Source organism: Skermanella mucosa (assembly GCF_016765655.2).
GTDB lineage: Bacteria > Pseudomonadota > Alphaproteobacteria > Azospirillales > Azospirillaceae > Skermanella > Skermanella mucosa.
In genome coordinates this window covers 542555-564675 of the sequence record NZ_CP086106.1, presented here as the reverse complement: position 1 = coordinate 564675, position 22121 = coordinate 542555, and the positions used below count along the sequence as shown (strand labels likewise).

The window sequence follows — 22121 nt, the reverse complement described above, 5'->3', positions numbered from 1 at the left end:
CTTATAGACCGGCTGAAGCCCCAGCACAGATGACTGCTTCTGACCCATAGCCGACACGCGACTCGAGGAGTGAACGTGTCCGCAAAACCTCCGTTTAGCGGACAGGGCTGTCAAATCTTCGGCTCTGCCCCAATCCGGACCATCGCTCACGACTGCTTTGCGCCAGGAGCAGACATTGGAGCCGCGGCGGAAAAGCCAACTACAGCCTCATCCACGGCAAGCAGGTGTGCGTTGTCGTGACGGGCCGGGGCAAGTGGTACGGAAGGACGGTGGGATCGTCTATCTCGAGGACAGGGATATCACGCCGAAATGTTCCGGGGCGGCTGCGATTGGGGCGCAGGCAAGCCCTACAAGGTCCTGATGGCGCAGGCCCGCCGGGAGAAGGCCGGGCTATAGGCGGACTAGAGCTGTGGCCGATCAGGCTGATCCGCCCGGGGCAGCCGGACCGATGCGTTGGGTCACAGCACAATCTACGATTGACGACCCACATCACCTCCGCCCTGCATGGAACCGTAGATTGGGCCGTGGCCCAACGCATTGCGAAGATTGGACGGAAACGGTTCAACCTGATCGGGTACCGCTCTAGTGGCGAGCTGGCTGGACTCGGTCCCGAGGCTGCTGTCCCTTACCCCGTCCGGCGATTTCGCACCCACGCCGTAGAATTATAGGTCCAGGCCCTGCTGAGGCGGCTTCGCTCGCACGGACGAACTGGTTCAATTCAGGCTGAAGTGGCAAACAGACCAGCACGGCCAGCGGACCGCTCTCCTGTGAAGATTTCCAGTTTCGCCAATTTCTCGATCCCTTTAGGCATGTCGATATTCTCTACAACAACGAACTGTCCTTTGTCCGCACTCCTTGCCAAATGCTCAAAGAAAAAATCCTTGAGAGACGTATTCTTCAGTTCCTGCTCATCCTTGCTCAGCTCTCCTTCTTTGGACTTAAGGGGATCGCGATATGTCAGAAGAGGCGTGTCCAGGACCAAAAAGCCCGGATGCGGAAGTCCACGTTCCCGACAAAACAGCAGAAGGGCCACCTTGAAGGCGGCATGCGTGATCGCTCGTACACCCTTGCCATTGTCCCGGCGGTTCTTCCCGTCGATACGGAGATCGAACGTCCCCTCTTCGAACGAGACCCGACGCTGACCAGGGAATTGCCATTCGGTGAGGACCGCGCTCACCATCTGTGCAAATTCATCCGCTACAGTGCCCGGCACACCGAGTTGCGGTTTCCCTCTTTTGGATGCTGGCTTAGCAGACGCCAGTTCCTCCCGCTGAGTGAGAAGCGACTGCTTCCGCTGGAGAAGGGAAAGCCCCTTTTTTACGTGATCGCGAGTAAGCAGAAGCTCATCAACGCGCGCTTTGGCAGCGTCAGCCGCAGGGAGCACGTCGCTCAAATACTGCTCGAGTGCTTTCAGCGCCGCATAGAGCTGACCGATCTTCTCCTCTAACGTCTTCCCTTCCTCCTGAAGATCTTCGAGCATTTTATCGAGCTCTAAGCTCTGCCGTTTGATCTTCTCGATCTCGGCGTTGGCTGCAACGCGCGTCTTATCCACCTCGATCAGTCGATGAACATGCTTCTGGCTTTCGGGCGGCGCACCGCACAATGGACAGTTTTCCTCATTGCCGAGGCCCAAGAGGAAGCCCGCTTCTTCGATGGCCTCCAGGCGCTGTATGTCCGAATCATAGACCTGACGAAGCTGGTTGAAGCGGCCGATATTGATCTCGACCTCCGCGCGCCGCTCTTCGACCTTCCTGATATTCGCGGCCATCCGCTTTTTCTCGACGAGCTTGGAGGCAATCGAGACCTGCGCATTGTCGAGTTCGCGCTGCGCCTCCGTCCAGGTCGCTCCAAGCCGATCCCACTGCGCGGGCAGTTCATCAGCCTGCGGATAGTCCGCCGATAGCTCCTCGTTGATTCCTTCTATCATCTGATCAAGCAGCTCGATCTTCCCGTTTATCACCACTCTGTATGTCTTGCGATCAACAATGGGAACGATCGCGCTGTCATCGATACCGGTAAGAAGCAACTTGAAAATAGACTTCTCTGCCGTACTCGTCTGATATTGCCCAGACAACGCCGGAGATGTTTCGCTTTGTATGGCCGTTTCATCAACAATGCAGAAGCGAGCCAGATCCCGGAAGCTCAGGGTGCGCTTGTTTCCATTGGCGTCTTTGGAAATCTGGAAGTTACCAATGCCCAGCTCTTCTAGAAGGAACTGCGAGAGATTGTCCGTGTTGCTGCGCTCGTGGCGAGCCGACAGCGTCCGGACGTTCGCCCCGTGCGCTACCTCGCCCGGGCGAACGTCACCGGGGTAAAATTCAAAGGCGCCAGCAGCAAGCGCCCTCACCAGGGTCACGCCCCCTGAGTCGGGAAGGCCCAGCCCAAGCCACGCTCGGTTGTATGCTCTTCTCTCCGTGATGTCCGGAAGGGGCTGCGAGCTCCCCAGCATGAAGTTGATGCCCTTGACGGCGAATGACTTTCCGGTATTGGACGCGCCGAAAAGGACCGTTAGGCCAGGATCAAAAGATACGGCCGCCGTCTCTGCCGCCTTCCCGGTGAACGTTAGGTGCTTGAGCGTGATATTTGGCTTATCGGCAGTCACGGCTACTCACCTTCTCTCCCGGATTCATTCTGAAATTCCACGGCCCACCGGCCGATCCGCTCAGCAATAATCTCAACGATGCCCTCTTCGGATTTCTCCTTCAGGAACTCAGCAAGCCAGATCGCACGGCTCCTCAGTTCTCGTGCGTAGGCCGTCCTCAAGGTATCGACGAAAGCCGATGCTTCTTCCCGCGCCTCATACATAATCCCTTCTTTGGTGGCGTGCTTATCCACCAAGTGAAGGCTGCGCATCATTTCAAGACTTTCCTCAACCAGCCTCCGCCGCACCAGCAGCTCGCCAGTACGTTGCGGAATGTTGGGGTGAAGACTATCCGGCCCGCCAACGTCCGCCGTGTGCACTACGAGATAGTCGAGCCAGGTCAGGTGCGCGAGATCGAAGCAGCGGGGAAACGCCGCATCCAGGATCACCACGGCGCGAACTCCGGTTTCAAGCGCGCTGTTGAAGAGCGCAACGTCCCGACCGCCATCATCGTTCAGCTCTTGCGCCATTTCAGAGTGCCTTCATTGACGAAATGATGGCAGAGCCCCTGCCGGACTGGGACACGCGCATGCCGGGCCAAGGTTCCAGACGGCTGGACGACACCGGCCTGCATCATAACCGCGTCAACCCGCCTTAGGGTATCGGCGTATTTGGCTCCGTGCACCTCGGCGATTCCGAACAGCAGATCCCGGCGCAGAATGTCGATGTCCGCCTGCATGGTGTTGTCCCGATAAAAGCGCGAGAACGAATCCGCGTCGAAGAAGCGCTCCCGCTGCATCCGGAGATGCGGCCCGTGCTCGGCATGGGCGATAGCCCCGTCTTTGTCGATGACACAGCCCTCCCGCTCACCGTACGCGTCAAGCAGCTCCTGAACATACGGCAGCTCGTGCTCTGCGATATCGTCCGGTGCGACACCGATGGGGGCTGGTCCGGGATCGACATCGAACCACTCCTTGAGTACCGGCTTGCTCGCCGGATCGGCAAGGATATCGTCCACCGCGATCGATTTCACAGACGAAAAGTCCCATTCCTCAATAAATTTACGAAGCTCCGACGTGAGGTCGATTGTCTTATTATCAATGATCTTTTTCGCGCAATATTCATCCCATTTATCGAGCAGCTCCTGTTTGAACTTGCTCGGGTTCGAAATAAAAGTCCGCAGGTTGCGGTTTACGCCGCGAGGTGCAACAAAGAAGTATTTCTCAGGACGGGTAAATTCCCCAAGAAAACTATAGTATAAAATCTTTCCCAATTCGGCCATTCCGATTGCGGTGGAAACAGTACCTTTGTATTGCTTACATTGATAATTGTCCCACTGCCCTTCGTGGCGATTCTTCGTTCGATAGCCAACGACATCGCGACCACGGTCGCCAGCACCGCTGAACCTCTCCACTTCGATATATTCTGCCTTACGGGCAGCCCAGTCACGCACGAAGCTTTCCAGCTCATCGTCGGTTAGACTCTGGATTTGCCGGTCCAGGGAGAGTTTGGCCATCGGAGCACGCAAGGGGTTAATACGAATTTGCGATACTATCTATATGCGATAGCTGGCACCGTGGCTAGATGGAGATCAACTCCCGTCCTTGCGCTGATGCTCACCGTAGTGCGGGATGATGACGCAGTTGCTTCCGACGTCGGCGACGAACTCAGCGTCGCCTTGGCGAAACGGGCCAAACTGGGATAGCCGTTCTCCAACTCGACGAGTCCTCGGCCAAATCCTTAATCCGGACCAGCGCCTCGCGGGCACCGCCATAGGACAGCCGCTGCCACTCCGCGACAGTAGCGCCGCCAGCATACCATTCGGGATCCCTTGTCGTCTTCGGGTACCAAGTATGTTTGCTTTTACTTCCGCTATCGGCGCAAAGCGGACCTCTTGCCGCATGTCCGCCAATCGCCCGCCTGGCGGCCTGCCGCCAATCCGTCCGCTTTCCTACATAGGGGATGACATTCCGGACAGGTCGTTCTCTTAAATCTAAAGTAATGCACTTCCTCCGCTTCTGGGGAAAAAGGCCAACGTCTTCCGGCCGGCCTAGTCGGCGGCGTGGTCGTGCCGCATTTCCTTCGACGAACCCTTCATCCCGCTCAGGACCTTTTCGGTTGTGGCCTTGCGGTTCTTCACGGAACTGGTCCACTAGCCCCAAACGTTGGGATCGATCCTGTCGTTGTTGTTGCCCAGGTTCTGGAGCTGGCGCTTGACCTTGTCGGTCAGCACATGCTTGGGCAGCAGCGGCGGGCCGCGGACGTCGGCGGCGGTGATGCCGAGCATTTCGCCGACGCGGCGGCCATAGTCGTCGTCGACCGGGAAGAAGCGCCAGACCATCCATTCCTGGACGTCCCGTTCGCACTGGCCCAGCAGCGCGCCCATGTTCAGGATCAGGTCGTCGCGCTCCACGGCTGCATTGGCGAAGCGAAAAAGACAACGATCGCCACATGCCCGATCCGATTCTGGACGTACGACGACCTGTACACGGGAACATTCGCCGCGCTCGACGCCTGGCGAGCCATCCGTGCCGAGCAGTCCGCAGCGCAGGATAGAACCGTACCCGATCAGATCGATCCGCCCGAGACATCTGATCCGATACGTTGCGCCAAGGGCGCAACCTACGGATGTCGGCCCGCATCACCCCTGCCCTGCATTGGGCCGTACGTTGCGCCCATGGCGCAACACAGGGCGGCAAGTGGAACGGCCGGTTGCGAGGACCGGAGCGGTTCAACCTGATCGGGTTCCGCTAGTGGTCATGCACAGTGATTTTGATCGATTTAACGTAGGCCGGCCTCGGCCGAAGGCCGACGCCGACAGCGTGGCCGGAGCGTTGACGCAGGGTGTCGGCGTTCGCCCGACGGGCGAAGGCCGACCTACGCAACTCCGCTCCGCAGAACTCATCATGATCACTGTGCCGAGCCACCAGCAGGTTGGCGGAGAAAACTTCCTGAGGGCAACGGCAGTCTTCGGCGTGCCGGTTTTGTCCCGGCAGGCGGCAGGTGGATGCGCGGGCAAAGCCCGCGCATGATGAAGAGGGAGATCGTGAAAACTCCCGCAGAGGCCGTGACCTATGACCGTCCGGTACCCTGGCGGACGATCCTTTCGGCGTTCTGGAGGGTCATGATGCATTGCCCGCGGTTTGATTCCGCATGATAGCTCTGGGCCTCCTGGAGCAGCCTCGCCACCCGCTGGCGGTCCGCCGGCGGAAGGCTCCGGGAGTCCTGATCGAGACCGACCCATGCCGTCGGCTCGCACGACCCGATGGACTGGAAGTTGCTGGGCGGCTCCGCGTTTTGGGTCGCGCTGGTCTGAACGGAATTCTCCTGCGCGCAGGCGCCCAGCAGGACCAGCACCGCGGCGGACGTGACGAAAACTCTCATATCCTGGATCTCCCCTGATACACAGGGCGCTCAACAGGCCTTTTCGCACTTCCTCACACGGGATCATTCCTCCCGGAAGGCGGTCCGGAAGGTGTCCCGGACCGGCTGAAGCAGATATTGCAGCAGGGTCCGCTCGCCGGTCACGATCAGGGTCTCGGCCGGCATGCCGGGTTGCAGGCGGAGGTCGCCCAGCTTCTCCAACTGGTCCGGGGCGGCGGCGACCCGGGCGGAGTAATAGAACTCCCCGGTGCGCTCGTCCTTCAGAGCGTCGGCGGAAACCCGGATCACCCGCGCGTCGATCTGCGGCGTCGTCCGCATCTTGAAGGCCGACAGGATCACCTTCGCCGGCAGCCCGGCATGCACCACGTCGATGTCGACGGGGCGCACCCGCGCCTCCACCACCAGCCGGTCGTCCAGGGGCACCAGGTCGAGCACCGGCCCGCCCGGCGGCACCACGGCGCCGGGCGCGAAATAGCGCGGATTGAGCACGGTCCCGGCCTCGGGGGCGACGAGGTCGCGGCGGCCCTGGCGGACCCGGGCGGCGGCCAGCTTCTCCCGCACCTCCGCCAGCCGCATCTGGACCTCGCGCAGCTCGGCCGTGACCTGGTTCCGCCGGTCGGCGCGCAGGGACAGGATCTCCATCTCGGCCTGGGCGATCGCCTCGCGGGCCTGGGCGATCCTGTTGGAGAACTCGCCCTGCTCACCGTCCAGGTCGGCCGCCTGCCGCTTGAGGGCGAGCAGGCGCGGCTTGCGCTCCAGCCCTTTCGCGAACAGCTCCTGCACCCCGGCCAGCTCCTCGCGGATCAGGTCGAGCTGCCTCCGGCCGGCGTCCAGCTGGGCCTCGAAGGCGCTGATCTGCGACCGGTACTGGGCGATCCGTTGCCGGGTCACTTCGGCGCGGCCCTCCAGGGAGGCGCGGTAGCTCTCGAAGATGCGTTCCTGCCCGGACAGGATCTCCGCCACGCCGGCGTCGGCGCGCAGGACCGCGAGGTCCGCCGGGAAGACCAGCGCGCCGGCGCCGTCGCGCTCGGCCAGCAAACGGGCCTCCTGGGCGGCATGGGCGCGGCGCTGGTCTTCCAGCAGGGTCACGGTGGAGCGGGTCTCCAGGTCGTCCAGGCGCATCAGCACCTGCCCGGCCTCGACCCGGTCGCCGTCGCGCACCAGGATCTCGGCGACGATGCCGCCGTCCAGGTGCTGGACGGTCTTGCGGTTGCTGTCGGCCACGACGATGCCGCCGGCGACCGCGGCGCTGGACAGGGGGGCCAGGGAAGCCCAGGTCCCGAAGCCGCCGAACCCGACGGCGGCCAGGGCGGCGCCGGCCAGCAGGGCGCGCCGGACCGGCGGAAGGTCCGGGACCGGCGGGAGGGCCGGCGCGGGGACCACGGGGACCACGGGAAAAGGGTCGTTGGCGGGAACGGATGCGGTCATGGGAGTATCCTCAGGTCGCGGCTTCGGCGCGCTCGGCCGGCTGCACGGCCTGGACCTGCCGGCGCTTCAGGTGGTCGATCACCGCGGCGCGCGGGCCGAACAGCTGGAGGCGCCCCTCGGCCAGCACCAGGATGCGTTCCGTCTGGGCCAGCGTACTGGGCCGGTGGCCGATCACGATCACGGTGGCGCCCTTGCCTTTCAGGGCGGCGATCGCGCGGGTCAGGGCCTCGTCGCCCTCCACGTCCAGGCTGGCGTTCGGCTCGTCGAGGACGACCAGCCTGGGATCGCCGTAGAGGGCGCGGGCCAGCCCGATCCGCTGGCGCTGGCCGCCCGACAGCATCGCGCCGCCGTCGCCGATCTCCGTGTCGTAGCCCTTGGGCAGCCTCAGGATCATGTCGTGGCAGTCGGCCAGCCGGGCGGCGGCCACCACCGCTTCCGGATCGGGGATGCGCAGCCGGGCGATGTTGTCGGCCACCGTACCGGCGAATAGCTCGACGTCCTGGGGCAGGTAGCCGATGTGGCGCCCGATGTCGTCGCGCCGCCAGGCGAAGATCTCGGCGCCGTCCAGCCGGACGCTGCCGGCCGTCGCCGGGTGCAGGCCGACCAGCAGGCGGGCCAGGGTGGACTTGCCCGCGGCCGAGGCGCCGATGACGGCCACCGCCTCGCCCGGCCTCGCGTCGAAGCTCACCCCGGACAGGACGGGCCGGTCGCCGCCCGGCGGACGGAACACCAGGTCGTCAACGCTCAGGTGCCCCCGGGGTGCCGGAAGCGGCAATCCGCTGGGTCGGCGCCGGGGCCGGCCGAAGAACTCTTCCAGGCGCCGCCGCGCCGCCCGCGCGTTGGACACCTGCTTCCAGCCGCCGATCGCCTGCTCGACCGGCTGGAGCGCGCGGCTCAGGATGATCGAGCCCGCGATCATGGCCCCGCCGGTCAGCTCGTGCCGGACGACCAGCCAGGCTCCCAGCGCCAGGATGCCGACCTGGACCATCTGGCGCAGGAACTTGGTGACGTCGAGCAGCAGGGCGCCGGTGCGCGCCGCGGCGGCCTGATGGGCCAGGGCCTCCCCGTGGTCGCGGTCCCAGCGCCGCGCGATGCCGGGCATCAGGTCCATGGCCTCGACCGCCTCGGCGTTGCGCAGGGCGGATTCCGCCGTGCGCATCGCCCGGCGGCCCGCGGTGCCGGCCGCCGCCAGCGGCTTCGCGGTCAGGGCGTTGTTGGCGAGCGCCAGGGCCAGCAGCGCCGCCGCCGACGCCACCGCCAGGTGGCCCAGGACCGGGTGCAGCAGGTAGATCACGGCGATGTAGACGGGAACCCAGGGCGCGTCGAACAGGAAGGTCACGCCGCCGGAGAAGAATCCCCTCAGCGCCTCCAGGTCGCGCAACGCGTCGGCGCGCTCGTTCCGGCCGGCCAGGGCGCCGTCGATCGAGCGTTCCAGCGCCGCGGCGCCGAGCCGCCGTTCCAGCCACTCGCCCAGGCCGGACAGGACCCTGGACCGGACATAGTCGAGGCCGCTCATCAGCGCCAGCGCGCCGCCCGCGGCGAGGGTCAGGAACCCCAGGGTGGCGAGGCTGCCGGAGGCGAGCACCCGGTCGAAGACCTGCATCATGTAGAGCGACGAGGTCAGCATCAGGATATTGATCAGCAGGCTGAACCCGCCGATCCACAGCAGGGGCCGGCGGCACCGCGCGAGCGCGCCGGCCAGCGCGCCGGCCGGCGGCACGGCCAGGGGGGCGTCATGTGTCATGGTCAGGCGCTCCAGCGAGCATGTCCCGGACGGGACCGGACCCGGAGATGTTCCGGGCCCGGCCGTCTTCCCTGTCTCCCGCTCGGGCGGGGATCAGGCGATCCAGTGGAGGGTGTCGATCCCCTTCTGGAAGTCCGTGACCACGTCGTACTTGTCCACGTAGAAATGGTCGGCGCCGCTGCCGCCGGTCAGCGTGTCCTTGCCCGCTCCGCCGTAGATCTTGTCGTTGCCGTGCCCGCCGCTGATGTGGTCGTCGCCCGCGTCCCCCTTCAGGATGTCGTCCTTGGAACCGCCGGTGAGCCAGTCGTGGCCGTGGCCGCCATAGGCCGTGACCTTGATGTGGGCGTGGGAAGCGTCCAGCGTGTCGTTGCCCGAGCCGCCGCTGAAGGTGGCTTCCTTCAGGCTGGTGCCCGCCATGTTGCCGATCTTCAGCTTGTCGTGGCCGCCGCCGCCGTTGACTTCCAGCTTCTCGATGTTCTTGTCGGTCAGCTTGAAGGGCACGAGGTTGACCCGGTCGAACACGAAGCCGGAGCCGTTGGCCTTGACCACGAACTCGTCCCCGGCGGCGTTGGAGCCGTTGACCACCTGGGTGTCGTAGCCCGAGCCGCCGTCGTTGAAGTCCGATCCGTCGCCGTTGTTCCAGACGATCTTGTCGTTGCCGTGGCCGCCATTGTGCTTGTCGGTGCCCCGGCCGCCGACCAGCACGTCGTTGCCGCCGTCGCCGTTCAGCACGTCGTCGGCGGAGCCGCCCAGCATCGTGTCGTTGCCCGAGCCGCCGTTGGCCTTGACGGGGATGTTGGTGGCGCTGGCGTCGAGGAAATCGTTGCCGTGGCCGCCGTTGAACAGGACCTCCTTCAGGCTGGTCCCGGTCATGTCGCCGACCGTCAGCTTGTCGTGGCCGCCGCCGCCGTTGACTTCCAGCTTCTCGATGTTCTTGTCGGTCAGCTTGAACGGTACGAGGTTGACCCGGTCGAACACGAAGCCGGAGCCGTTGGCCTTGACCACGAAGGTGTCGCCGGCGGCGTTGGAGCCGTTGACCACCTGGGTGTCGTAGCCGGAGCCGCCGTCGTTGAAGTCCGACCCGTCGCCGTTGTTCCAGACGATCTTGTCGTTGCCGTGGCCGCCATTGTGCTTGTCGGTGCCCCGGTTGCCGGTCAGGGTGTCGTTGCCGCCCTTGCCGTTCAGGATGTCGTCGCCGTCGAGGCCGAAGATGACGTCGTTGCCGTTGGTGCCGTCGAGGATGTCGTTGCCGTTGGTGGGAATGGCCATGGGTGGTCCCCTTGGAAAATCGGCCCATATCGGGCCGGCGTTGAAAAGTGGGACTCCTGGGCTTTGGGCCGGTTCGGCCTGTCCAGGGTCCCGGTTCCTGCAGCCTTCATCCGGAATGTTGCGGACGGGCAAAGTGATAGCGCAGGAGCTTTTCCTGAATATTTCCGGGGACCGGGATATATGTTTCAGTTGTGTCGCCGTAGTCTGATAAATACCTCTAACGATATCGGCTATACTCTCCGGCGCAGGTCGGGCCTAGTCTTTCGGGACGACGGCCCGCGCCCCCGCCGCTGCCGCCGCCGTTGCCGCCCTACTCCAGCGCGCCGAGCGAGGGCGACTTGGACCGCGCTTCGCCGACGGCGTCGAACAGGGTCCTGGTCAGTCCGCTGGCGTTGCCCAGCGCCGGGCTGCGGGCGGTCAGGGCATAGCGTTCCCGGGCGTCGTCCAGCCCGGTCAGGCCGTCGTGGCTCGGGTTCCGCACGATGTTCGCGACGTCGTACCGGCTGACCGGCACGTCGAATTTCTGCGGGAAGGTCGGCAGGCCGTTGCGCTCGTACTGCTTGAACAGCCCCGCCCACAGCTGCGGGCCGACGCTGAAGCTGCCCACGTTGCCGTCGTTCCAGGCATACATCATCGGCGTCGGCGCCGTGTGGATGACCAGGTTGTCGCTTATGGTGATCTGCTGGTTCCCGCTCCGCCCGCCGGCGGCGTTGTTGCCGTAGGTCAGGCGGAAGGCGGTATAGGGCGAGTCCCCGACGATGGTGTTGTGATGGATGGCGCCGCGCACGACGCCCCGGACCTCGATGGCGGAATCGTCGTAGTCCGCGATGATGTTGTTGCGCGCGATCTGGTCCACGCCTTCCTGCGAGGCGAATTCCGGGTCGAAATACTGCCCGCCGCTGTTGCCGCCCAGCATGAGCGCCGAGTTGCCCCGGATGCCGCTGATCAGATTGCCCTCGATCAGGATCTGGGAGGAGCCGCCCTTGAAGAAGATGCCGGAATTGCCCTGGGTCGGATTGTGGATCCAGTTGTTCCGGACCACCGCGGTGCGCACGCCGACGCCGTCCACGACGGCGTTGTTGATCGGCTGCTGAAGGTCGGAGTCCTCGATATAGACGTTCTCGACGCCGGCATTGATCTGGTTGTTCCGGTTGATCTTGATCGCCGCGCCGGCACCGGTCTTCAGCGAATGGATCTTCATGCCGCGCACGATGATGTTGCGGATCGATCCCTGCCACGGGGAGATATGGATGTTGTCGCCCAGGCCGTTGACGATCTCCAGCCCCTCGACCACGACGTTGGACGCGGTGATCTGGAACGATCCCGTGTTGTTCAGGTCGAGCGTCGGCGTCGCCCCCGCCGCCGCGCGCACGGTGATCCACTGCGCCGGCGTGCCGGAGTTGAGGATGACGAAGCCCCTCGAGGCCTTGTACACGCCCTCGTGGATCTCCACCACGTCGCCGGGCTTGGCCCGGTTCAGCGCGTCCTGGAGCGACTGCCCGCTGCGGACCGGAATGGTCCTGGCCCCGGTGCCCTGGGGCTCCGGCGTCCGGAACCAGGCGGGGTCCACGGTGTTGGCCTGGGCCTGGGCTTGCGCCGGTGTTTGGGCCTGTGCGGGACTGGCGACCTGGATAGCACAGGTCATCGACGCGGCGGCGATAAGCAGCGTAAGACGGGATCTGTTCTTCATGAAATGGCGCCTGCACCCTCGATCAGCGGTGCCCGGTTTCTAAGCAGTTTTGTGGAGCATTAATGGATCATTTCGCTATTACAAGTTTCGTCCCGGATAGGACAAAATAGGGCGGCATAGGGCGGAAATTGCATGACCCGGGAGTTGCCTTTCCGGACAAGGTCTTCATTGCGCGGCGACATCGAGCGTCTGGGCATCCGCCCCGGCGACGCCGTCAGGGTCCAGGCCGCCATGAGCCGTGTCGGATGTCTTCCAAGCGGATGACAACGGGATTACGAGAAAAGGCCGCGTAATCCATGCCGGCCGTATCAACGCGGATATCGGCAATGGCGATGAGGATGTCATCGATCCGCTCTCGATCACTGCGCGCCATGGACCCGAAAATGGCAGGATGACGTATGTCGCGCCGGCGGAGCTCCACTTCCTGCGCCCTGATAAGTTGCACGATGTCGTCGAGTGTGGTTGCCGCAGTCCTTTCAATGCTGCCGGTGGGCTGGGAAACGCCGTCCGGACGCCGGCGAATGTCGTGGGTGCTCATCATTCATTGTCCGTCAGGGAGCTCAGGAGTGAGATCAGCGGCGGAAGCTCCTCGGTCACAGTTCTCCAGACGATGTTACGGTCGACGTCGAAATACGCGTGGACCAATCGGTTCCGCATGGCGACGATCGATGCCCATGGTACGGCGGGAGCTGCGGCGCGTGTTTCAGGGGAGACCCGCGAGGCGGCCTCCCCGACAACCTCGACGGAACGGAGCAAGGCGAACAATAGCATCTCGTCGTTGTCGAGATCCTCGCGCCGGCGCCCGGTGACGAAGCGCAAGGCCGTGTTTGCCGCCTCGACCCTATGCAGGACGCGGATCCTATCCTCCGGCGGCATACTGCACCTCGGCCGCCTGCACCACGGCGTTGCGGAAATGGTGGCTCAGCTCCTCAGGGGTGCGGAGATCCACGGGCCGCCCGTCCGCCAGGGCGGAAAGGCGGGCCTGGAGTTCGCCCAGCGCCAGATAGCCCGGTTCCCGCCCCGGCGCGAATTCCACCAGCAGGTCGATGTCGCTGTCCGGCCGCGCCGTCCCTTTCAGGGTGGAGCCGAACAGGGACAGCCGGCGGACATGGAAGCGTCGGCACAGCGCCTCAAGGGCGGCGCGGTCGGAAAACAGGCGGCCCGGCACAGCATCTCCTCCTCTTTTCCGGGGCAATCCGCCCGGTGACCCATAGCCCTCTTGGCGGCCGAGCCCGGCTTCCGCTGCTCGGTGGACATGGGAGGACTGGCTCATCCGAAGAGTTCCCATCTCGGCACCCAAGGCGAAACTCGCACCCGGAAAATACACTTTCCCGACGTTCAAGGCTGCGGCCACGACGGGCGGCCTGACGCGCACTGTATACGACACCTGGAGAGGGCACCAATTCACATGCTGTCGCTTCACCCGCCACTCGCTCTCGTAGACGATGCCCTGCATCGCGTTCAGTATGGGCTGCGGCGGCGCCTTGCCCCTTCGTAGTGCCATTCCTGTTCCTGCCCTGGTATCGCCGGATCGGGTCCGGAGCGCCGTTTACCGGATCGGCGGCTTTTGGTCTGATGGAACACGTCTTCGAAGACACCGTCGAGGCCGCTCCAGGTTCTCCAGTTCTCCCGCGCATCGGCAGCGCGGTGCAACGGGTATCCGAGGAGGTGGAGAGGCGGAAACCGGCTTCGAGCATTCGCCGCTTGGCAAGGCGAGTCTCCGCGGCCTGTCCCTGGTCTTCCTCGTTGACGTACCCGCCAATGTTCCGTATCTTCCGTAAGATTTAGGAGATTGCCTATGTCCCACTCCGTCACGGCGGGCGAGGTTCAGAAGAACTTCGGCCGTTATCAGGATCAGGCGCTGGTCGAACCGGTGGTCGTGACCAAGTACGGTCGTCCCAGCGTGGTGATCCTGTCGGCCGGCGAATACGAGCGCCTGAGGCGGCTCGACCGACAAGCGCTGGCGGTCGCCGAACTCAGTGAAGACGATATCGCGGCGATCGAAACGGCGCGCATTCCGGACGAGCACTCAAGGATGGAAAGAAGCTGGCCGACGCCATCGACCGCCAACCCGAAGGGGAGAAGCTGAGGAAGGTGGTCGACGCCATGCACGGCGACGCGGAGCTCAGCGATTTCGCGAAACGAATGCCGAAGTCTTCGCCGCCGTCCGAGGTGATCAGTCGCATCGAGCAGGAGGCCAGCCGCCGACAGCGGGAGGCCGAGCAACGCCAGCGGGAGCGCGCCGTTGAGCGAATCCAAACCAACCAAGTGCGGGGTCCAGCGCCGCCCGCACCGGCGCCCAGGATGGGACGGTGAGCCCGTCCCTTTGTCCCATCCCTATCCCATCCATCAGCCAAAAATGTTGACATTCCCACCCTGTCCGAGGGTAGGGCGTGTGAACAGATTTGGCCGAGAAACGTTGATTCTCAAAGTGGTGCGGACGGGGGACTCGAATCCCCACGCCTTGCGGCTGCGGATTTTAAACCCGACTTCTATTGCAATGTTGCTTGCAAGGAAATAATAGATGCCAGTTTGAATTCGATCACAGATTTGGAAGATGTCTTTTTGGCCCCTTCCATTGAAAGGCGTTAAGAGAGCTTTGGACAATGGACTGGAGTCCTTTCAATGAATTTGGGGAAACGTCAATCTTTCCACATACACCATTTTCCATTGTGCATATATAATTGGTGCCGTTTAGTGAATTCATTACTATCACTCCGCCATTTTGAGCGTTGATCATATGGTTCGATATGGGCTGTGGATTTATTTCCTTCTTCGAACTGCCCAATCCTCTTGAACGGTCTTCTAGATGCTGAACGGAATTCCTAACCCCTCTAAGGTCAGGGAACTTTTCTGCCATTCTAGAATAAATGTCATTCAGTTCGACTGGAACTCCTTCCTCCTTTAGCAAAATCCGGAAAAACTTGTCCACCATGTCAAATGAATAAAGAAAGTTTCTAGCATGCATCATTGGTTCTGAGTTAACAAACAAGCTGGGAGCGTTCCCATTCTCCCAGAACTTTCGTTTTGCTGCCGTTTCTGCTTCGAAATAAATCCTTTCATACTCTTCTATATCAATTTGGTAAGCGTGATTTGGCCTGATACTTTCTTCAGTTTCACGAAGGATTTTCGTATAATCCTCTCGAATTTTGCGTAAATCAGAAGTATAGGAAACTTTCAGTGCTTGAGTGAAAAGATTCAGAGATATGTTTGCCTCAAAAAATTGCCCGTAAATACTTGAAAGGATATTCTCTATAGACCAATTCTTTGCATTGTCTCCATGATCGAGCCATGTTCCAGGAATTACTATCTCAAATATATACATAAAGGACCTCTTCTCCTGCGACCGACGTGTGGCACGTCATACCCATTCGATGAAGCTCAGCCAGAGTTCAAACTCAACAGACCCATTCAGCTAAGAAGGTGAAGGTCCTGGCGAATGTCAACCGCCGTCTTGGGGAACCTCATCGGTCGGTTCATTAGCTAGGAGAGGGCCATCGTTGTAGCGGTTCTGCGACACTCCGGATGCCGTGCATCAGCATATAACGTTCAATGAACGCCCAGCCCGCGCTCCATAACCTATTCCGTATGTAAAACAACGTGGGCCTTGTGGAATCGCGTCCGAAGACCTTCCATGCTGCGCCGGAAGGCTTGTTGCTTCCTTGTTGTCTCCCCACCCCCAAAAAATGTTGACGACGCCGTGACGTGGCCCCAGGGCCTGTCAACATATTTGCCTTATATGTAACAGGGTAATGGCGGATGGGGTGGGATTCGAACCCACGGTGAGCTTGCACCCACGGCGGTTTTCAAGACCGCTGCCTTAAACCACTCGGCCACCCATCCGGCTGGGGTTGAGTAGCCCAGGTGGCGGGCGGGTTCAAGTGCGGCTTGCGGGGCGGCCACTCGGGCGAACGGGTGGGCGATGGCTCGGGCGAAAAAAAGCCCCGCAGCGGATGACGCGCGGGGCCCAAGTCTTAGGGAGGAAACGCAACCATGTGCGTGATCCCAGTTCTAGGTTAGAAACCTTTCAAATACGTTAACCATAACCTCCCAATGGATTTTTTCCGCTCACGCCGGCGGCAGGAAGTCCTCGCGCAACGGGGTGAAGACGTCCAGCAGGATGCCGGGCTCGATGTTGACGGCGCCGTGCAGGGCGTCGGAGGGCACGACGAAGCTGTCGCCGGCCGACAGGCGCTCGGTGCGGCCGGCGATGGTGATGTCGAAGACGCCGCTTTCCACCAGGCTGCACTGGGTATGCGGGTGGCGGTGCGGGGTGCCGACGGCGCCGGCCTCGAAGGCGACCCGCGCCATCATGATCGTCTCGTCATAGCACAGGATCTTGCGGCGCAGCCCTTCGCCGACACTCTCCCAGCCGACCTCGGCGTCCTTCAGGAAGATGTCGCTGCCGCGCCTCGTGTCCTGGTTCGATCCGGTTTCCATGTCCCTCGCTCCTCTCTTGTCCATCGAAGACCTCACCGGACCAGCCAGCCGCCGTCCACCGGCAGCACCACGCCGTGGACATAGTCCGACGCCGCGGAGGCCAGGAAGACCGCGGCGCCGCCCAGGTCCTCCGGCTTGCCCCAGCGGCCGGCGGGGATGCGGCCCAGGATGTCGGCGCTGCGCTTGGGGTCCTCGCGGAGCGCCTGGGTGTTGTTGGTGACGAAATAGCCCGGCGCCAGCGCGTTCACGTTGATCCCGCGCGCCGCCCATTCGCAGGCCAGCAGCCGGGTCAGGCCAGCCAGCCCGCTCTTGGACGCCGTGTAGGACGGGATCCGGATGCCGCCCTGGAAGGACAGCATCGACGCGATGTTGATGATCTTCCCCGGCCGCCCGGCCTCCAGCAGCCGGCGGGCGAAGGCCTGGGACAGGAAGAAGGCGGACTTCAGGTTGACGTCCATGACGGCGTCCCAGTCCGCCTCGGTGAAGTCGATCGCGTCGGCCCGGCGGATGATCCCGGCATTGTTGACCAGGATGTCGGCCCGGCCGCTCCAGCCCACGGTTTGTTCCACGATGCCGGCCAGCGGCTCGGTGGAGCCCAGGTCGGCCCGGATCTCCAGGAACGGCGCGCCGGTTTCGGCGACCAGGCCGGCCGTTTCCTCCATGGACGAGCGGCCGACCGCGGCGATGCCGGCGCCGGCCCGGGCCAGCGCCACCGCGATCCCCTGGCCGATGCCGGTGTTCGCCCCGGTCACGATCGCCGTCAGCCCGGTAAGGTCGAACGATGTCATGGCGTCCCCTCCCTCAGCGCAGCTCGGCCATGGGCACCATGTCCATGTCGGTGAAGTCCTGGTTGTCGCCGGCCATTGCCCAGATGAAGGTGTAGTTGCTGGTGCCGACGCCGCTGTGGATCGACCAGCCCGGCGACAGCACGGCCTGCTCGTTGGCGATCACCATGTGCCGGGTCTCGGTCGGCTCGCCCATGAAGTGGAAGACGCGCCCGTCCTGCGGCAGGTCGAAATACAGATAGACCTCGGACCGCCGGTCGTGGGTGTGGCACGGCATGGTGTTCCACATGTTGTTCGGCTTCAGCACCGTCATGCCCAGCACCAGCTGGCAGGACCGGCAGACCTCGGGGTGGATCATCTGGTAGATGGTCCGGTCGTTGGACTGGGCGATGTCGCCCAGGGTCACCTTGCGGGCCTGCTCCAGCGAGATCTTCATGGTCTCGTGCCGGGCGTGGGCCGGCGCGCTGACCAGGTAGAACTTGGCGGGGTTGGCGGCGTCGGCGCTCTCGAACCGCACGTCCGCGCTGCCCATGGCGACGTAGAGCCCGTCGCGCGGGGCCAGCTCGAAGGCGGTGCCGTCCACCACGACCCGCCCGGCGCCGCCCACGTTGACGACGCCCAGCTCGCGGCGCTTCAGGAAGGTGTCGGAGCCGATCTCCTTGGACGACTCCAGCGTCAGCGGGCCGGCCACCGGGGTGGCGCCGCCGACCACCAGCCGGTCGATATGGCTGTAGGTCAGGGCGATCTCGTCGGCCTCGAACAGCGACGGGATCAGGAACTGCTCGCGCAGGGTCTCGGTGTCGAAGGTGCGGACGGCATCCGGGTGGGATACCTGCCTGACGGAAATCTTCATCGCTCGGGTCCTGTCTCTGTCCTAGTCGGATTGGGGGGGTCGGATCGGGGTCGGTTCAGTTCGCGAACATCTTCGGCAGGAAGAGCGAGATCGCGGGGATGTATGTCACCAGCATCAGGGTCACGAGGCAGGCGATGTAGAACGGCCAGATGGTCCGCACCGCCTGCATGATCGGGATCTTGCCGACCGCGCAGCCGACGAACAGCACCGATCCGACCGGCGGGGTGCACAGCCCGATTCCCAGGTTCAGCACCAGGATCACGCCGAAATGGACCGGGTCCATGCCGAACGCGGTGACCACCGGCAGGAAGATCGGCGTCGTGATGATGATCAGCGGCGACATGTCCATGAAGCAGCCCAGGAACAGCAGCACGATGTTGAGCATCAGGAAGATCACCAGCGGGTTGTCGCTGAGCGACTGCATGAACTCCACCGTCGCCGCCGGCACCTGGAGCAGCGCCAGCAGCCAGCCGAACGAGGCCGCGGCCCCGATCACCAGCAGCACCATGGCCGTGGTCCGCGCCGCCGCCAGGGTCGCCGCGACGAAGTCGGTCCAGCCCAGGCTGCGATAGACCAGCAGCGTGACCAGCAGCGCGTAGACCACCGCGATCATCGAGCTCTCGGTCGCCGTGAAGACGCCGGACCGCACGCCGCCGACGATCACCAGGATCAGCAGCAGCCCCGGCACCGCGTTCACGAAGATCGACAGCAGCGCCGGGAACCCGGGGAAGACCTCGGCCGGATATCCCCGCCTGCGGGCCACGATATAGGCCGCGACCATCAGCAGGACCGCCAGCAGCAGCCCAGGCAGGATGCCGGCGGTGAATAGGTCGGCGATCGAGATCATGCCGCCGGCCGAGATCGAATAGATGATCATGTTGTGGCTGGGCGGGATCAGCAGCGCGATGATCGCCGCCGTGACGGTGATGTTGACCGAATAGTCCACCGCGTAGCCGCGCGCCTTCATCTGCGGGATCATCAGCCCGCCGACCGCCGAGGCGTCGGCCACCGCCGACCCCGACACGCCGCCGAAGAAGGTGCTGGACATCACGTTGACCAGCCCCAGCCCGCCGCGCAGGTGGCCGATTACGCCGGCTGCCAGCCGCACCAGCTTCTCCGCGATGGCGCCTCGCACCATCAGCTCGCCGGCGAAGATGAAGAACGGGATCGCCATCAGGGCGAAGGCGCTCATGCCCGACGCCATGCGCTGGAATACGATCAGCGGCGGCAGGCCCATGTGGACGATGGTGGCGAAGCTGGCGATGGCGAGCACGAAGGCGATCGGCACGCCCAGCACCAGCAGCACCGCGAAGGTGCCGAACAGGATGGTGAGTTCCATGGAGGCGTCTCCTTCAGTCCGCGGTGGGCATCGCGGCGCCCGGCGCGTGCGCCCGGGCAAGGGATTCGGCGGCGCCCATGGCTTTCCGCTCGACCAGCAGGATCAGCGCGCGCTCGATCGAGAACAGCACGATCAGCACGCCGGACACGACCAGCGCCAGGTAGTTCATGCCTTCGGGGATGCCCAGCACGGGGACGATGGCGCTCCAGGTGCCCAGCACCAGCTCCAGCCCGTACCAGGCCATGGCGCCGCCGAACAGGCCGACAATGACGAAGCTGAACAGGTCCATGGCGACCCGGACCGGCTCCGGCACCGTGTCGCGGATCAGGTCCAGCCCGAGATGGAAACGCTCGCGAACGCCCACGGCGGCGACCAGCAGGATGAACCAGAGCATCAGGAACAGCGACACCGGCTCGGTCCAGCTCGGGGTATCGCCGACCACGAAGCGGCCCCAGACCTGCCACGCGATGGCGGCGGTCATGGCGACCAGGCCGAACCCGCCGATCCACAGGGCGAGGCGGGACAGCACGTCGAGCAGGCGGGAGTACGCGGCAAGCGCGGGTTTCATGCGAACCTCCGCAGGGGCCGCCCTGCCGGACCCGGTCGGGGTCGGCACGGCGGCTCGGCATGGCGGGAAAGGGGGACCGCGCATCAGGGCGCGGCCCCGCCTGGCGGTGCTGCCTTACTTGACCGCGCGGATGCGCTCGACCAGGTCCTTCAGCTTGGCGTCGGTGATGTGCTTGGCATAGACCGGCTCCACCGCCTTCTCGAAGACGGCCTTGTCGACCTCGTTGGCCTGCACGCCGGCGGCCAGCACCTCGGCCTCGGCGGTCTTCTCGCGGGCCTGCCACAGCTCGCGCATCTTCGCGACCGACTCCTTGGCGGCCCGGCGGATCAGCGCCTGGTCCTCGGGGGTCTGCTTGTCGAACACCCGCTTGGACATCACCAGCACCTCCGGCGACATGGAGTGCTGGGACAGCGAGTAGAACTTGGCCTGCTCGAAGTGGCGCTGGCTCTGGTATGTCGGCCAGTTGTTCTCGGCGCCGTCGACCACGCCGGTCTGGATCGCGCTGTAGACCTCGCCCGACGGCATCGGGGTGGCGCTGCCGCCCAGGGCCTTGATGGTGTCGATGAAGACCTCGGACTGGATCACGCGGATCTTCAGGCCCTTCATGTCGTCCAGCGTCCGGATCGGGCGCTTGCTGTTGTAGAAGCTGCGGGCGCCGCTGTCGTAGAAGGCGAGGCCGACCAGCCCCTGGGCATCGAAGGTCTTCAGGATCTCATCGCCGATCGGGCCGTCCACCACGGCGTGCATGTGCTCGACCGAGCGGAACAGGAAGGGCATCGACGGGACGCGGGTTTCCGGGATCAGGCCGTTCAGCGGCGCCAGGTTGATCCGGTTCATGTCGATGACGCCGAACTGGGTCTGCTGGATCGTGTCCTTCTCGTCGCCCAACTGGGCCGAGCTGAACATCTGGACGCCGAGCCGGCCGTTGGTCTCGCGCGCCAGGATCTCGCCCATGTACTTGACCGCCTCGACGGTCGGGTAGCCGTCGGGATGGATGTCGGCGGACCGGAACTTGACCTGCTGGGCCTGGGCGCCGCCGGACATGGTCGCCGAGGCGGCCAGCGCTATGATGGCCGCGGAGGCCATCAGCTTCAGGGTCCGGGTCCCGAAGGTCCGGCGCTTCATCGTCGTCTTCATTGTCGTTTCCTCGATTGATTGGTTCTGTCGGTTTTGTCGTCTCTCGCCGGCCCGGCTTCCGCCGGGTCAGGCGCCCGCTCCCTCCGGCCTGTCGGAGAAGAAGAAGGGATTGTTCTCCCGGATGTCGCCGATGCTCGCGCGCAGGCTGTCCAGGTGCGCCGCCATCATCCCGGCCGCGCGGGCCGGGTCGTGGGCCTCGATCGCGTCGACGATGGCGGTATGCTCGGTGATCACCGACCGGATGCGGCCGGGAACGGGAAGGGTCAGCAGCCGGTACCGGTCGACCTGGACCTTGACCTGCCGAGTCAGGGTCCAGAAGCCGGGGCAGCCCGCGGTATCGGCGATCATCGCGTGGAACGCCTCGTCGGCCTCGTGGAAGCCGGCGGCGTCGGCGCCGTCGCTCATCTCCCGCTGAAGTTCCAGGTTGGCGCGGAGCCGGGCCACCTGCGACCGCGTCGCCTGGGCGGCGGCATAGCGCACCGCCGCCTCCTCCAGCGCCTTGCGGATCAGGATGGCTTCCGGCAGCTCGGCGACCGGGATGCGCGACACGAAGGAGCCTGACTGGGGGAAGATGTCCACCAGCCCCTCGTCGGCCAGGCGCAGCAGCGCCTCGCGCACCGGCGTGCGGCTGACGCCGTGGTCCTGGGCGATCCGCTTCTCGACGATCGGCTCGCCGGGCTTGCGGCGCATCGACACGATCTCGGCCCGCAGCTCGCGGTAAATGGCCGCGGAGACGGTGGCGCCCCGCAGCGCCGCGCTGGGCAGCACCGGCTTGGGCGCGGTCCGGGCGCGCGGCTTCGCGGGACCCGCGGGCGCTTCGGCGGTCCCGCCGCCGGTCTCGTCGAATTCCGAAGTCATCCGCTGCGTTTCCTCCGGCCGCCGTTGTTCCCCGATGGGGTGGGC

Annotated in this window: 21 protein-coding genes and 1 tRNA gene; 1 reads left to right on the top strand and 21 read right to left on the bottom strand. The window is 64.2% G+C overall.

The features are described 5' to 3' along the window. Positions 1 to 718: 718 nt before the first annotated feature. The 12 genes from JL100_RS02580 to JL100_RS02525 form a co-directional block, all read right to left on the bottom strand. Complete coding sequence (locus JL100_RS02580; RefSeq protein WP_202683721.1) at positions 719 to 2602, bottom strand: hypothetical protein; 1884 nt, start codon at positions 2600 to 2602, stop codon at positions 719 to 721. A 2-nt stretch (positions 2603 to 2604) separates the two neighbouring features. Then, positions 2605 to 3111 (bottom strand): ABC-three component system middle component 2, encoded by a 507-nt coding sequence (locus tag JL100_RS02575; protein ID WP_202683722.1) that lies wholly within the window; start codon positions 3109 to 3111, stop codon positions 2605 to 2607. Further along, positions 3096 to 4097 carry an ABC-three component system protein gene (locus tag JL100_RS02570; protein WP_202683723.1) on the bottom strand — a complete coding sequence of 334 codons (1002 nt, stop codon included), beginning with the start codon at positions 4095 to 4097 and terminating at the stop codon, positions 3096 to 3098. The genes JL100_RS02575 and JL100_RS02570 overlap by 16 nt, the downstream gene beginning before the upstream one ends. Before the next feature lie 636 nt (positions 4098 to 4733). Beyond that, on the bottom strand, positions 4734 to 4994 hold the full coding sequence (locus JL100_RS02565; RefSeq protein WP_407696943.1) for a catalase-related domain-containing protein: 261 nt from the start codon (positions 4992 to 4994) through the stop codon (positions 4734 to 4736). A 659-nt stretch (positions 4995 to 5653) separates the two neighbouring features. Further along, complete coding sequence (locus tag JL100_RS02560; RefSeq protein ID WP_202683724.1) at positions 5654 to 5965, bottom strand: hypothetical protein; 312 nt, start codon at positions 5963 to 5965, stop codon at positions 5654 to 5656. Positions 5966 to 6028: 63 nt separating this feature from the next. Continuing rightward, positions 6029 to 7393, bottom strand: coding sequence for an HlyD family type I secretion periplasmic adaptor subunit (locus tag JL100_RS02555; protein ID WP_202683725.1), 1365 nt, complete (start codon positions 7391 to 7393; stop codon positions 6029 to 6031). 10 nt (positions 7394 to 7403) lie between these two features. After that, the gene (locus tag JL100_RS02550) at positions 7404 to 9137 is read right to left on the bottom strand and encodes a type I secretion system permease/ATPase (protein WP_202683726.1); all 1734 of its coding nucleotides are present in this window, start codon (positions 9135 to 9137) and stop codon (positions 7404 to 7406) included. Positions 9138 to 9230: 93 nt separating this feature from the next. Then, positions 9231 to 10406, bottom strand: coding sequence for a calcium-binding protein (locus JL100_RS02545; protein WP_202683727.1), 1176 nt, complete (start codon positions 10404 to 10406; stop codon positions 9231 to 9233). Positions 10407 to 10716: 310 nt separating this feature from the next. After that, positions 10717 to 12096, bottom strand: a complete 1380-nt coding sequence (locus JL100_RS02540) for a right-handed parallel beta-helix repeat-containing protein (RefSeq protein ID WP_202683728.1) — start codon at positions 12094 to 12096, stop codon at positions 10717 to 10719. A 214-nt stretch (positions 12097 to 12310) separates the two neighbouring features. Continuing rightward, positions 12311 to 12634, bottom strand: coding sequence for a ribonuclease HepT family protein (locus JL100_RS02535; protein WP_228421037.1), 324 nt, complete (start codon positions 12632 to 12634; stop codon positions 12311 to 12313). Beyond that, entirely contained in the window at positions 12634 to 12972 is a 339-nt protein-coding gene (locus JL100_RS02530; protein WP_202683730.1) for a HepT-like ribonuclease domain-containing protein, read from the bottom strand. Before JL100_RS02530 ends, JL100_RS02535 begins: the two co-directional genes overlap by 1 nt. Beyond that, positions 12956 to 13264, bottom strand: coding sequence for a nucleotidyltransferase family protein (locus tag JL100_RS02525; protein WP_228421036.1), 309 nt, complete (start codon positions 13262 to 13264; stop codon positions 12956 to 12958). Before JL100_RS02525 ends, JL100_RS02530 begins: the two co-directional genes overlap by 17 nt. Before the next feature lie 630 nt (positions 13265 to 13894). On the opposite strand from JL100_RS02525, the gene JL100_RS02520 reads away from it, so the two are divergent. Continuing rightward, positions 13895 to 14185 carry a type II toxin-antitoxin system Phd/YefM family antitoxin gene (locus tag JL100_RS02520; RefSeq protein ID WP_202683732.1) on the top strand — a complete coding sequence of 97 codons (291 nt, stop codon included), beginning with the start codon at positions 13895 to 13897 and terminating at the stop codon, positions 14183 to 14185. Positions 14186 to 14638: 453 nt separating this feature from the next. Here JL100_RS02520 and JL100_RS02515 read toward each other — a convergent pair whose 3' ends face one another. From JL100_RS02515 to JL100_RS02475, 9 genes are all read right to left on the bottom strand, one after another. After that, positions 14639 to 15421 carry a hypothetical protein gene (locus JL100_RS02515; protein WP_202683733.1) on the bottom strand — a complete coding sequence of 261 codons (783 nt, stop codon included), beginning with the start codon at positions 15419 to 15421 and terminating at the stop codon, positions 14639 to 14641. A 428-nt stretch (positions 15422 to 15849) separates the two neighbouring features. Beyond that, a tRNA-Ser gene (locus tag JL100_RS02510) sits at positions 15850 to 15939 on the bottom strand. 225 nt (positions 15940 to 16164) lie between these two features. Then, positions 16165 to 16536: a cupin domain-containing protein gene (locus JL100_RS02505; protein WP_202683734.1), complete on the bottom strand. Its 372-nt coding sequence runs from the start codon at positions 16534 to 16536 to the stop codon at positions 16165 to 16167. 32 nt (positions 16537 to 16568) lie between these two features. Beyond that, entirely contained in the window at positions 16569 to 17324 is a 756-nt protein-coding gene (gene kduD, locus JL100_RS02500; protein ID WP_202683735.1) for a 2-dehydro-3-deoxy-D-gluconate 5-dehydrogenase KduD, read from the bottom strand. Positions 17325 to 17337: 13 nt separating this feature from the next. Beyond that, complete coding sequence (gene kduI, locus JL100_RS02495) at positions 17338 to 18174, bottom strand: 5-dehydro-4-deoxy-D-glucuronate isomerase (protein WP_202683736.1); 837 nt, start codon at positions 18172 to 18174, stop codon at positions 17338 to 17340. Positions 18175 to 18229: 55 nt separating this feature from the next. Next, a complete protein-coding gene (locus JL100_RS02490; RefSeq protein ID WP_202683737.1) occupies positions 18230 to 19513 on the bottom strand; it encodes a TRAP transporter large permease in 1284 nt (427 codons plus the stop codon). Between the two features lie 13 nt (positions 19514 to 19526). Beyond that, positions 19527 to 20081: a TRAP transporter small permease gene (locus JL100_RS02485; protein WP_202683738.1), complete on the bottom strand. Its 555-nt coding sequence runs from the start codon at positions 20079 to 20081 to the stop codon at positions 19527 to 19529. A gap of 114 nt (positions 20082 to 20195) precedes the next feature. Continuing rightward, complete coding sequence (locus JL100_RS02480) at positions 20196 to 21218, bottom strand: TRAP transporter substrate-binding protein (RefSeq protein ID WP_228421035.1); 1023 nt, start codon at positions 21216 to 21218, stop codon at positions 20196 to 20198. Between the two features lie 66 nt (positions 21219 to 21284). After that, positions 21285 to 22076: a GntR family transcriptional regulator gene (locus tag JL100_RS02475; RefSeq protein ID WP_202683739.1), complete on the bottom strand. Its 792-nt coding sequence runs from the start codon at positions 22074 to 22076 to the stop codon at positions 21285 to 21287. Positions 22077 to 22121: the final 45 nt, after the last annotated feature.